This window comes from Stenotrophomonas sp. 3(2025) (assembly GCF_052665395.1).
The window spans coordinates 166,974-179,107 of the sequence record NZ_JBQOIF010000006.1 but is presented as its reverse complement, the minus strand read 5'-3'; the positions used below and the strand labels follow the sequence as shown (position 1 = coordinate 179,107).

At 66.6% G+C, this 12,134-nt stretch carries 10 protein-coding genes; 4 read left to right on the top strand and 6 right to left on the bottom strand.

The features are described from left to right. Position 1: 1 nt before the first annotated feature. Both ACUXVE_RS07110 and ACUXVE_RS07105 read left to right on the top strand, forming a co-directional pair. Positions 2–337 carry a hypothetical protein gene (locus ACUXVE_RS07110; protein WP_445514094.1) on the top strand — a complete coding sequence of 112 codons (336 nt, stop codon included), beginning with the start codon at positions 2–4 and terminating at the stop codon, positions 335–337. A gap of 51 nt (positions 338–388) precedes the next feature. Then, positions 389–823 carry an SseB family protein gene (locus ACUXVE_RS07105; protein WP_059065110.1) on the top strand — a complete coding sequence of 145 codons (435 nt, stop codon included), beginning with the start codon at positions 389–391 and terminating at the stop codon, positions 821–823. A 57-nt stretch (positions 824–880) separates the two neighbouring features. On the opposite strand, the gene ACUXVE_RS07100 is transcribed toward ACUXVE_RS07105, so the two are convergent. Then, positions 881–2,101, bottom strand: a complete 1,221-nt coding sequence (locus ACUXVE_RS07100; protein ID WP_445514093.1) for a multifunctional CCA addition/repair protein — start codon at positions 2,099–2,101, stop codon at positions 881–883. 90 nt (positions 2,102–2,191) lie between these two features. Continuing rightward, complete coding sequence (locus ACUXVE_RS07095) at positions 2,192–4,177, bottom strand: transglycosylase SLT domain-containing protein (RefSeq protein WP_032975397.1); 1,986 nt, start codon at positions 4,175–4,177, stop codon at positions 2,192–2,194. 151 nt (positions 4,178–4,328) lie between these two features. On the opposite strand from ACUXVE_RS07095, the gene ACUXVE_RS07090 reads away from it, so the two are divergent. After that, positions 4,329–4,736 carry an ExbD/TolR family protein gene (locus ACUXVE_RS07090; protein WP_025878672.1) on the top strand — a complete coding sequence of 136 codons (408 nt, stop codon included), beginning with the start codon at positions 4,329–4,331 and terminating at the stop codon, positions 4,734–4,736. A 371-nt stretch (positions 4,737–5,107) separates the two neighbouring features. Further along, the gene (locus ACUXVE_RS07085) at positions 5,108–7,972 is read left to right on the top strand and encodes a TonB-dependent receptor plug domain-containing protein (RefSeq protein WP_445514092.1); all 2,865 of its coding nucleotides are present in this window, start codon (positions 5,108–5,110) and stop codon (positions 7,970–7,972) included. A 79-nt stretch (positions 7,973–8,051) separates the two neighbouring features. Here ACUXVE_RS07085 and fhuE read toward each other — a convergent pair whose 3' ends face one another. The 4 genes from fhuE to ACUXVE_RS07065 form a co-directional block, all read right to left on the bottom strand. Continuing rightward, positions 8,052–10,211, bottom strand: coding sequence for a ferric-rhodotorulic acid/ferric-coprogen receptor FhuE (gene fhuE / locus ACUXVE_RS07080; protein ID WP_445514091.1), 2,160 nt, complete (start codon positions 10,209–10,211; stop codon positions 8,052–8,054). Between the two features lie 232 nt (positions 10,212–10,443). Further along, on the bottom strand, positions 10,444–10,920 hold the full coding sequence (locus ACUXVE_RS07075; RefSeq protein ID WP_223496551.1) for a hypothetical protein: 477 nt from the start codon (positions 10,918–10,920) through the stop codon (positions 10,444–10,446). A gap of 109 nt (positions 10,921–11,029) precedes the next feature. Continuing rightward, entirely contained in the window at positions 11,030–11,584 is a 555-nt protein-coding gene (locus tag ACUXVE_RS07070; RefSeq protein ID WP_445514090.1) for a M23 family metallopeptidase, read from the bottom strand. Positions 11,585–11,627: 43 nt separating this feature from the next. Further along, positions 11,628–12,101: an Lrp/AsnC family transcriptional regulator gene (locus tag ACUXVE_RS07065; RefSeq protein ID WP_093818005.1), complete on the bottom strand. Its 474-nt coding sequence runs from the start codon at positions 12,099–12,101 to the stop codon at positions 11,628–11,630. Positions 12,102–12,134: the final 33 nt, after the last annotated feature.

Sequence of the window (12,134 nt, the reverse complement as noted above, 5' to 3'; positions counted from 1 at the left end):
CTTGCTGCTGATCGGCCAACACGAACGGGTGCTGATTGTCGGCCCCACCAAAGCACACCACTGCCTGCGCTGCCAGACCGAAACCGAATTCGCCCCGCAGCTGCGCTACAGGATGGCGCGCATCGACCTGCTGTTCGGCTTCGTCTACCAGCGCCGCTACGAGCTGGCCTGCACCGGCTGCGAGCACGGCTGGGTGCTGGATACCGAAAGCATGGACCAGCAGCTGGGCGGGGTGCCGATCCCATTCCGGCACCGCTTCGGCCTGCCGGTGATGCTGATGGTGGTGGCCGGGCTGGCGGTGGCGGGGTGGATGTGGCGGCATGGACACGTCGCTTGAAGACGCGGGCTGCTAAAGTTGCAGCCAGTAGCCACGCAGTCGGACCCCACCATGGACCACGAAACGCCTTTCGAACCCGCCAACGACCTGGAAGTGCGCCTGTTGCAGGCCCAGGACGGAACCCTCACGGCCTCGCAGTTCCTCGACGGCCTGCTGACCGCGCCGGTGTTCGTGCTGCTGGACAAGGCCATCGGTGAAGACGGCGCCTGGGACGAGAGCATTTCGCCGCTGGTGCTGACCAGCGAAAGCGGCGAGCCGATGTTTGCGGTGTTCACCGCGCCCGAGCGCGCGGAGATCTGGCACGAGCAGCTGCCGCAGTTTGCCCACGCCATGCCCATCGCGGTGCATGCACTGCTGTCGGGCATCGGCGAGGGCGTCGGCCTGGTGCTGAACCCCGGCCTGGACGTGGGCATGGAGATGATCCCCGACGCGGTGGCGCAGCTGAAGGAACGTGCTGCGGCGATCACCCGTGGGATGGCGCACTGATAGCGCTGTGGTTGCCGGCCAGCGGCCGGCACTACCGGTAAAAGTGCCGGATAAGCATCAGCGGGCGGCGGCGATCGCCTTCACCCGCGCCTTGGCCAGCGCCTCACCAATGGCCGGGCCTTTCAGGTGTGTGGTGTCCAGGTCACGCGCCTGCACTGACAGCGCCGCCCGGTGCAGGCGCTTCAGCGTCTCGCCCTGTGGGTAGTCGCTGTCCTCGAAACCGAGCCGGCCGCGCTTGTCGGCCTCGCAGCACAGCGCGATGCGTGCCACCCGCTCCGGCCGGCGCAACGCATCGCAGCGGCCCAGCAGTTCCAGCACGGTGGCATCGCGCAGTTCGTCGATGCGATGTACGTTCAGATGCTCGCGGCAGACGGCCTCGGCCAACTGCTGGTGCTCGGTCGGAATCTTCAGGCGCGCGCACAGTGCTTTCAGCGGTTTGATGCCGCGCTGCTCGTGCATGATGTGGCGCGGCCATTCCTCGGCCGGGGTCAGGCCCTTGCCGAGGTCGTGGGTCAGTGCGGCGAAGCCGACCAGGTCATCACCGGGCGCCAGCGTCGCCGCCATGTCGCTGACCATTTCCTGGTGGATGCCGGTGTCGACTTCCGGATGGAATTCCGCGCGCTGCGGCACGCCGTACAGCGCTTCCAGCTCTGGCAGTATCGGGCCAAGCGCGTGCGCGTCGTGCAGGGTGCGCAGGAACGCCGATGGGCGCTCGCACACCAATGCCTTGCGCAGTTCCTGCCACACACGTTCCGGCACCAGCGCGTCGAGTTCGCCACTGACGGCTACCTCGCGCATCAGCGCCATGGTTTCCGGCGCGACGGTGAAGCCGAGCGAGGCGAAGCGGGCCATGAAGCGCGCCGCACGCAGCACGCGTAGCGGGTCTTCAACGAATGCGGGACCGACGTGGCGCAGCACGCGTTGCTCGATGTCGCGCGCGCCGCCATAGGGATCGACCAGCGCGCCGCTGTCTTCATCGCAGGCGATGGCGTTGATGGTGAAGTCGCGGCGCTGCAGGTCTTCTTCCAGCGTCACCGCCGGATCGGCATCGACCACGAAGCCGCGGTAGCCACGGCCGGATTTGCGTTCGGTGCGGGCCAGCGCGTATTCCTCGCCGGTCTTCGGGTGCAGGAAGACGGGAAAATCACGGCCCACGGCGGTGAAGCCCTGCGCTTCCATCTGCGCGGGCGTGGCGCCGACGACGACCCAGTCACGGTCGCCGGCAGGCCGCTGCAACAGGCGGTCGCGCACGGCGCCGCCGACAAGATAGATCTTCATGGGGGGATGATGGCACGGTAGCGCCGGGCCGTGCCCGGCCGAACACATGGCGTTCGCCGGGCATGGCCCGGCGCTACCGATACCACGTGATCAATCGCCGCCCTGGTCGGCGTTGGCGGCGCAGGTGAAGGCCTTGCGCTTGTCCACCAGGCGGCCCATCAGGCGGTCGCTCAGCGGCAATGCGTCGCCATTGAGTCGCCAGTCGTAGATCACGCTGAAGGCCAGCACGCGGGCGACATACTCGCGCGTTTCCTTGTAGCTGATGGTCTCGATCCACAGGTCCGGATCGAAGCCCGGGCGCTGGGTCTGCCAGCGTGCGGTCGGCGTCGGGCCCGCGTTGTAGGCGGCGATGGTCACGTAGGGCAGGCCGTCGTACTTGTTCATCAACTGCCGCAGGTACGCGGTGCCGATGGCGATGTTGGTATCCGGGTCGTACAGGCTGTCAGCGCCGCCGTAGCCGGTCAGGCCGATGGACCTGGCCACGCCGGCGCCGGTCGCCGGCAGTACCTGCATCAGGCCCATGGCGTTGGCAGGCGAACGCGCGCGCGGGGTGAAGGTGCTCTCGGCGCGGATCTCGGCGGCCACCCAGGCCGGGTCGATGGCATTGCGTGCCGATTCACGGCGGATCGTGGCGTCGTGGTGCAGCGGGAAGCGCAGGTCGTACAGGCGTTGCTCCTGCGGTTGCTTGCCGAGCGCGAACACCGCGCGGTCGAACCAACCGTTGTCCTGCGCCACGCGCACGGCGAGGCGACGCTGGGTGTCATCGAAGCGCGACAGCGCATTGTTCCATTCGGCCACCGCCCAGCCGGCGCGGTCGATCTGGTACAGCGCCATCGCTCGCTGGATGGCCGGATCGCGGGCCACCGCGGCCTGCGCCTGCGCGCTGTCGTTGGGCTTCCACGGGCACAGCGTGTAGGGCTGCTGCAGCTTGTCCGCAGCGAGGAAGCCATGGAAGGTCGGTGCGCGCGCGGCTTCGCGGAACAACGGCTGCGCCTGCTGTGCCTGGCCGGTTTTTTCCAGCATGCGGCCTTCGAAATAGCGCCAGCGCGAATCGTTGCGCTGGGTCGGGCCCATCTTGCGGATCGCTGCCAGCGTCGCCGGCCAATCGCCGCGCGACATCGCTTCGCGCGCGCGCCATTCGTGCAGGCGTTCGTCGTAGGCCGCATCGGGCACGGCATTCAAGCGGCGGGCAGAGTCGGGCAGGTACGACGCCACCGTCCACAGGGCGATCTGGTAACGCACCTGGCCCTGCTGTTCGGCGCTCAGGCCCAGCGCCTGCGCGTACTGCGGCAGCTGCTGTTCGGTAGCATCCGGGTCGGCCTTGGCCAGCTTGGCCAGGCCGTCGGTGGCGATGCGCCGGCTGCGCTCGTTGCGCGGCCAGTTCAGGGCGCTGGCATTGGGCTTGTCGACGAAGGCGGCGTAGGTGTTGGCCAGGGCCAGATCGCTGGCCGGCAGGCCGCGCGCGGCCGAACGCATCACCGCCGGCTGCTGTGCATCGGCAGCGGCATCAATGCGTTCCCAGCGCAGCGCATCGCTCATGCCACCCTGCGCCTGCAGCACGGCGAACACGGCGTCGCAGGCGTCGGGCAACGACTTGCCGTTCTTGCGCCACAGATCCTGGGCTTCACCGATCCACTGCGGGTCCAGCTTGCCGGTGGCCTGGCGCGCTGTCAGCTGCGCACAGCGCAGGCCGAGGTTGTCGGTGGGAGCCCAGTTGGCCAGCAGCGTCGGCCAGTCCTGGCGGCGCGCTACAGAGGGCAGCCAGGCGCTGCGGAAGCTGTTGGCCACGGCCTGGCCCTGGTAGCGCTTGAGGAAGGCCTGTGCCTGCGCCGTATCGACGGTGTCGATGTTGCGCCGCAGGTTGGCGAACTCCAGCCAGCCATACGCGGGATGGCGGCTGAGCGCGGCGGCCTGGCCGGGATCGAACTGGCCACGTTCGGCGGCGGCGATGGCGGCCTTCAGCTGGGCGTTCTGGGCATCGAGGGACTGGGCACTCGCGCAGCCGATCAGCAGCGTGGTGGCCAGCGGGAGCAGGGACAGGGCGGTCGAAGATCGTCGGGTCATGGCGACCAGCATAGCGGGCAGTGGCTGAATTCAGTTTCGCATTGTGTACACGGCCGAAGACGGCAACGACAGCTGAATGATGGTGGGATCCACACTGCCGCGAAGGCGGTTGTCCGGCGTAGGTTTGGGCTGGGGCGACCGGCCCTGCTGCAGGGAGCGGCACATGGCATTCAGTAGCGCAGGAAGAAGCGGCCCGCTGGCGGACATCAACGTCACGCCCCTGGTGGATGTAATGCTGGTGTTGTTGATCATCTTCATCGTGACCGCGCCGATGTTGTCGCGGCCGATCAACGTGCAGTTGCCGCAGGCCACCGATCGCGTGGTGGATCGCCCCGAGCCGCCGCCGCCGATCGAACTGCGCCTGGATGCGTCCAGCCAGTTGAGCTGGGACGGGCAGCCGATGGCCATCGGTGATCTGCAGTCGCGCCTGCAGGCGCAGGCCAGCGAGCATGCCGGCAACCTGCCGGAGCTGCGCATCAGCACCGATCCGTCGGCCGAGTACGACGGCATGGCCAAGATCCTGGCCGCCGCCGAAGCCACCGGCATGCAACGCATCGCGTTCGTGCAGTGAGCGGAGCACCGGTGCGGCCTTCCCAAGGGAAGGCCGCACGTGCACCGGTAACGCCGGGTCATGCCCGGCGGCAGGCCTGCGATGCGCACCGGGCTTGGCAGAGGCGTGTTCGACAGTTCGCCGGGCATGGCCCGGCGCTACCGTGACCCCGGCGGGAGAATGACCCAGCGCTACGGCGATGTTGTCGTACGCGCATTTCGGTGAATGCGTAGGCAATTGACGTTATCTGCTCTCAGAATCGTCAAATTCGCGTGAAAGAGTGTCGGGCATCACGCCGCGATGTTTACCGCTTGTTTACAAAGGAGACGCTGCCGCCATGCAGGGGGGAGCGCGGCAGTCCATGTCCCGACATTCCTTTGGAGAGAGAGCGAATGAATTACCTGCATCACCGCCCCTTGGCGGTTGCCGTCGCGCTGTGCGTGACCGCACTGGCCCCGTTGGGGGCTGCTGCCCAATCGGCCACCACCGACCTGGATCGCGTCGAAGTCACAGGTACCCGCATCAAGCGCGCTGAAGTGGAAGGCCAGGTGCCGGTCCAGACGCTCAACCGCGCCGACATCGAACGCACCGGCCTGACCTCGATCGGTGAAGTGCTGCAACAGCTCACCGGCTCGGGCTCGGCGCTCAATGCCAAATTCAATTCGTCGGGCAACTTCGGTTTCCCACCCGACGGTAGTGGCGTCGGCGCGGGTTCGGCGCAGGTGGACCTTCGCCATCTCGGAGCCAAGCGCGTACTGGTGCTGGTCGATGGCATCCGCTGGGTCAATGAATCCTCGGCCTCCGGCGTGGGCTCGGCCACCGATCTCAACACCATCCCGCTGGCGATCGTTGAGCGCATCGAAGTACTGGAAGACGGCGCATCGTCGCTGTACGGCTCCGATGCCATCGCAGGTGTGGTCAACATCATCACCCGCCGCGATTTCGATGGCGGCCAGGTGACGTTGAACTACGGCCAGTACGGCAAGGGCGATGGCACGCAGAAGGGCGTGGACCTGGCCTGGGGCAAGAGCGGCGACCGTTACAGCCTGTTCCTGGGGGCAAGCTGGACCAAGCAGGACCCGGTGTATGCGAAGGACCGTGAGCAGTCGCGCTTCCCGATTCCCGGCACCGGCCTGGCCTTCGGCAGCGGCGGCATTCCGCAGGGGCGCTTTGCCTTCGTCGATCCCAACACCGGTGCCGAACAGGACATCGTGCCCAACACCGGCGTGAGCAGCCCGCGTTACGACGGCAGCGCCGGCTGCAACCGCACCGACGACTACCATTGCTTCACCAGCGCCGACCGCTTCAACTTCGCCGAATACAACATGGTGCTGACACCTTCGGAGCGTAAGGGCCTGTTTGGCCAGTTCCGGTTCGACATCACCGACAACGTGCAGTGGTACGTCAAGGCGCTGGGCAACCGCCGCGAGTCGACCAACCAGGCTGGCCCGGAGCCGCTGTTCTTCGGCCCTGATGGTGCCACCGGCAATCCGCTGGCCGACAACATCGTGGTCTCGGCACTGAACCCGTACAACCCGTTCGGCTTCGACCTGGTGTCGTCGGGCAACATGAGCCTGATCGGCCGCCGTCCGGTGGAAGGCGGCGCACGCGTATTCGAACAGCAGGTGGACACCACGTACTTCGCCACCGGCCTGGTCGGCAACTTCCAGGCCGCTGACCGCAGCTGGTACTGGGACGTCAACGGCATGTACAGCAAGAACAAGGCCGAGCAGACCAACTACGGCAGCTACAACATCTACAACGTCAACATGGCGCTGGGCGATCCTGCGGTGTGCGCGGCCACGCCGGGCTGCGTACCGCTGAACATCTTCGGTGGCGCCGGTTCGATCACCCCGGACATGCTGCGCTGGATCCAGCCGGTGGTGCGCGACCGCAGCCAGAACGAGCTGAGCCTGTTCACCGCCAACCTGTCCAGCGATCTGTTCACCCTGCCGGCCGGCCCGGTGTCCTTCGCCACCGGCCTCGAACACCGCAAGTACAAAGGTTCGTACCAGCCTGATCCGCTGACGGTGATCGGCCACTACAACGGCGTACCGTCGCAGCCGACGTCCGGCTCCTACGACGTCAACGAAGCGTACCTGGAGCTGAGCGTGCCGATCTTCGCCGACTCGGCACTGGGCAAGAAGCTGGACCTGAGCCTGGCTGGCCGCTACTCGGATTACTCGACCTTCGGTGGCGAGTTCACGCCCAAGTACGGCCTGCGCTGGCAGGTGACCGATGACTTCGTGCTGCGTACCACCTACGCCGAAGGCTTCCGCGCACCGTCGATCGGCGAGCTGTACGGCTCGGCCGCGCGCGCCGATCTGCAGTTGTTCGATCCGTGCTCGGTGGGCCTGGGTGGCACACCGCCGCGTGGCAGTGCGGCCAACTGCGCGTCGCTGGGCGTGCCGACTGGCTTCCAGCAAGCCAACTCGCAGATCTCGGTGACCACCGGCGGCAACCGCGAGTTGGAGCCGGAGCGCTCGCGCAGCTTCAGTGCCGGCTTCGTGTGGAGCCCCTGGTTCGGCAACGATGCATCGTGGTCGGAGCGCTTCGACGTGGAAGTGACGTTCTACCGCCACAACATCGATGGCGCGATCCAGGCGATCAACGCGCAGACCCAGCTGGACCTGTGCGTGGATACCCTGGACCCGATCTACTGCGACGGCATCACCCGTGCCAGCACCGGTGCGGTCAGCAGCTTCAACAACCGCCTGACCAACCTGGGTTCGATCAAGACCGACGGCTGGGATGTGGACCTGTTCTGGACCCTGCCGCAGAGCTCGATCGGCCAGTTCAAGCTGGGCTGGAAGAACACCTTCGTCGGTCGCTATGAGGCCACCGGTGCGGCCGGCCAGCGGCAGCCGCAGAAGCCCGGCGTGGAAGTGGCTGACAGTTCGATTCCGGAGTGGACCAGCAACGCCAGCATCGGCTGGACGCTGGACAACTGGAGCGCCAACTGGACGGTACGCCACATTTCCGAACTGACCGAAGACTGCGGTGACGCCGTGGCGTTCCCGGTGTGCAGCAACCAGGCCGCCGGCACCAACACGCTGTCGGCCACCACCTTCCATGACATGCAGGTGGGCTACAAGATCGACTGGATGAAGGGCCTGCAGCTGACGGCGGGCCTGAACAACGTGTTCGACAAGGACCCGCCGATCTGCCTGTCGTGTTCGTTGAACGGCTATGACGCCTCGACCTACGACATCCCGCGTGGCCGTTACTGGTACCTGCGCGCGGATTTGCGGTTCTGATGTGAGTACAGCAGCGCCGGAGAGATTCCGGCGCTGCTGTTGCCGCGGTAGCGCCGGGCCATGCCCGGCGACGTTTCCTTCAGAACGACCAGGTAAACGTCAGCGAGCCGTTGCGACCATCGCCATACGCACCGTAGCCATTGATCTGCGAGAGGTACTTCTTGTCCAGCAGGTTGTTGAGGTTGGCCTGCACGCTGAACTCCGGCGAGATGCGGTAGCGCACGAAGGCGCTGACCAGTGCGTAGCCGCTCTGCTCGATGCGGCCATAGGCCGGCACCGGGTAGTAGATGCGGTTCTGCCAGTTGGCACCGCCACCGACAGTCAGTTCCTGCAGCGACTGCGGGGTGTAGCTGGTGAACAGCTTCAGCGCGGTCTGCGGCAGGTTGGTGTTGATGTCGGCATCGTTGGCATCCTTGGCCACGTAACGGGAGGCGCCGAACGTGGCGTTCCAGCCCGGTGCCAGTTCGCCGTTGAGCTCGAACTCGAAGCCACGGCTCACCGTGCCGCGTGCGGCGCGATAGGCGAATTCGTTCTGGCTGCCGGGCACCGGTTCGCCAGTGATCTGGCCGACGTTGTCCTGCTCGATGCGGAACACCGCCAGCGAAGCATTCAGGCGGTTGTCGAACCAGGCGCCCTTGACCCCCACTTCGTAGCTTTTGCCATCCACCGGGTCCAGATAGCTGCCGTTGCGGTCCTTCAACGTCTGCGGCTGGAAGATCTCGGTGTAGCTGGTGTACGCCGAGTAGGTGTTGTTGATGTCGAACACGAGGCCGGCATACGGCGTGGTCACCTTGTGCTGGCGATCGGCGCCTTCGCCCTCGCTCTTCCAGTCGGTGTAGCGCGCGCCGATGATCAGCTTCAGCGGATCGGCCACCGACAGGCGGGCGGCGGCATAGCCGGCCTTCTGGGTGATGGTGCCCTCGCTGGCCAGCGCCAGCGGGTTCCAGTCCGGCTCGCTGATGTTGCCGGTCCAGTTGAGGTAGCTGGCGAACGGGTCCCAGCTCTGGCCGGCGCCGCCGACCTGGTAGTCGCCGTAGTTGGCGTAGTCGCGCTTGTTGTAGCTCAGCCCGGCCATGAACTGGTGCTCGCGGCCGAACAACTGGAACGGACCATCAACGTAGCCATCGACACCGGTGACCTTGCGCTCGGTGTTGTAGAAGCCTGCGGAGGGCGAAATGCCGGCGCCGGTGGTCCTGTCGAAGTTCGACGCGCCGGTGGTCCAATCGTTGTAAGCAGGGTAGAACAGCTTGTCGTCGGCCCTGGTCTGGTCATGCGTTGCGCCGATCTTGAACTTCCAGCCGTTGCTGAAGGCGTGCTGCAGGGTGGCAAACGCGCGCTTGCTGGTGGTGTCCCAGTAGGTCCAGTTCGGGCTGGCGTTGAACGATTCGTCGTAGCCGGTGGGCGAGCCATCGGAATACAGCATCGGGAAGCCGCCCCAGGTAGCGCCGTTGGCGCGCTTCTGCTGGTAGTCGTAGCCCACGCTGAGCTGGGTGTCCGGCGTCAGGTCGGCATCGATGACCGCATAGCCCAGCGTCTTGCGCTGGTTGTAGCGATCCATCTGGCCGTCGGTGTCCAGGTAGCTGCCGATCACACGGCCGCGCACGGTGCCGCTGGCGTTGAGCGCGCTGCCCACGTCCACGGTGGTGCGGGTGCGGCCCCAGCTGCCGACGTTCACCGACACGCTGCCGGTCAACTCAGCGCTGTCGGCGTGCTTGCGGATCAGGTTCACCGAGGCGGAAGGATTGCCGGCGCCGCTGAGCAGGCCGGTGGCGCCACGCACCACTTCCACGCGGTCATACAGGGCCAGGTCCAGGCCGGAGTCGCCGTAGCTCCAGTTCTGCACCATCTGCGTGGGCAGGCCATCGAACTGGTAGCTGTCGATGTAGAAGCCGCGCGCGTAGAACTCGGTGCGCTCGCTGTCCGACTGCGTGCTGGTCACGCCGGTGGTGTTGCCCAGCACGTCGATGATGTCGTCCAGCTTCTGATCTTCGATGCGCTGGTGGCTGATGATGCTGACCGACTGCGGGATTTCGCGCGGCGCCAGGTCGAAGCGGGTGCCGGCCGAGGTGCGGCGCACCGAATAGCCTTCGGCACGCTCGCCCTTCACCACGACCTTGTCGAGGGTGGTCGGGTCGGTGGCGGTTTCGGCGAAGGCGGCGGGCGCGGCGGCCAGGCACAGGGCGGAGAGCACCGCTGCGGACAGGCGATGCGGCAGCAGGGGGGAGGTCGAACGGTTCATCAAGGTTCCTGGACGGGCACGTGCGTGCGTCCGACCGGCTTCCCGGATGGTCTGGCGCCGCGGCTGGTGGGGATCTCACGCCGCTGGCGAAGCCCTGCGTTTCAGGGCGGTGGCTGGGCAATGCGAGGACGGACGAACCGTCCTGGCTGCCCGGAAAACGCGAATAGCGTAATGGGAATTGTTTCCATTTACAAATGGGCCAGCGGCTGTGCCTGCGTTCCGCGCGATAGGGCTATTCGTCGGGAGCCAGGCGTTCAGCAAGGATATTCAGGCGCGGCAATTGGCCCTCGATGCCGTCGGCATATTCGATGGAGATCATCACGTTCCGCTCGAGCCCACGGATGTCGGACACATGGATCTTGCCGGTCAGGTACTCGGGCGTGGTACGCACCGGTCCGGCATAGCGGGCGCCGGGGTCCAGGCAGGCCATCGCGCTGCGGATGTTGGCCGAGGCGAATTCGGTGGAGGAATGGGCAAGCAGCCAATCGCAGAACCGCTTGCTTGCCGGATTGCCCTCGTGCGTGCAGCCCTTGCTCCACGTGTTCCAGTCAGTAACCAGTTCGATCGACTGGCTGACGCCCACCGGCGTGCTGTTGGCGAAGGCGAGCATCTGCGCGCATATCGGCTCGCGCGGCGCCTGCAGCGTGCTGCAGCCCGTGGCCAGCAGCATGATGGTGATCAGCAGCGGGGTGGGGCCAAGTGCGGCCATCGGCGTGCTCTCCCTGTCACTGTGGTTGATGATGGGGGCATGCAGGTGAAGAGTCGAGCTTGCAGAACTGCCTGGCAGCGGTCGGCAACGTGTGACTCTGCGAGGCAGCTCAGCGCAGCAGCGGCAGCGGGTTGCGGGCACCATCGGCGCCGTAGATACCCCAATGCAGATGGGGCGGCGTGCCCTTGGCGTTGCCGCTGTCGCCGACATGGCCGAGCAGGTCGCCGGGTTGCACTACCTGTCCGCGCCCCAGGCCATCGGCCCAGTCTTCCAGGTGCGCGTAGTAATAGCGCTCGCGTCCCGGCCCGATCACCCAGACCTGGCGGCCACCGAGTCCGCTGTCGCGGATGTCGGCGACAACGCCGGGGGTAGCGCTGCGCACCGGCGTGCCGCGCTTGCCGAAGATGTCGATACCCGCGTGCGTGCGGTCGCGCCCGCGCGGTGCGCCGAAGGTATCGGCGATCTGCCGGGGCCGCACGCCGTCCACCGGCACTGGCAGTTGCGTGGCCGGTGGCATGCGCGAGAGTGTCCACAGCATCTTCGGTGCGGCAGCCCACGGGCTGTTCCAGAAGGCCATCGCCGCGATGACCAGGATCAGCAGGAAGGCGCCACGCAGCAACCAGCGGCGCAGGCGTCTGGCGTTGGAGGGGGAAGCGGTGTTCATGCGTCACCAGTGTAGGAGCAGGACAGGCTCGACGGCGTCTGCGTCATGTCAGTGGCACGTCGAACCCGCGCTTCAACGTGCCCAGCACCACCGACGTGCGGAAGCGCTCGATGTTGTCATCACCGCCGAACAAGCGCTCGGTGATCGCCTCGTATTCCTCCATCGATGCCGCCGAGAGCAGCAGCAGGAAATCGCCGTCGCCGGTGATCGCGTAACACTGCTGCACGGCAGGGTCGTCCTGCACGCGGCGGCGGAACGGGGCGACCTTCCCGCGCTGTTCGCTGACCACGCGCACCTCGACGATGATGGTCAATGGCCGGCCGATTTTCGCAGCGTCGATCACCGCCACGTTGGCGGCGATCACCCCGCTGTCCTGCAGGCGCCTGATCCGCCGCTGCACCGCCGGCGTGGACAGGTGCACGGCTTCGGCGATCTGCCGCTGCGGCAGGGTGTTGTCCTGCTGCAGGAGGGCGAGGATGGCGCGGTCGAAGCTGTCCAGCACGGGGGTGGTGGCCATGGTGAGCAGAAGTTGCGCGGACGGGCCGTCAAT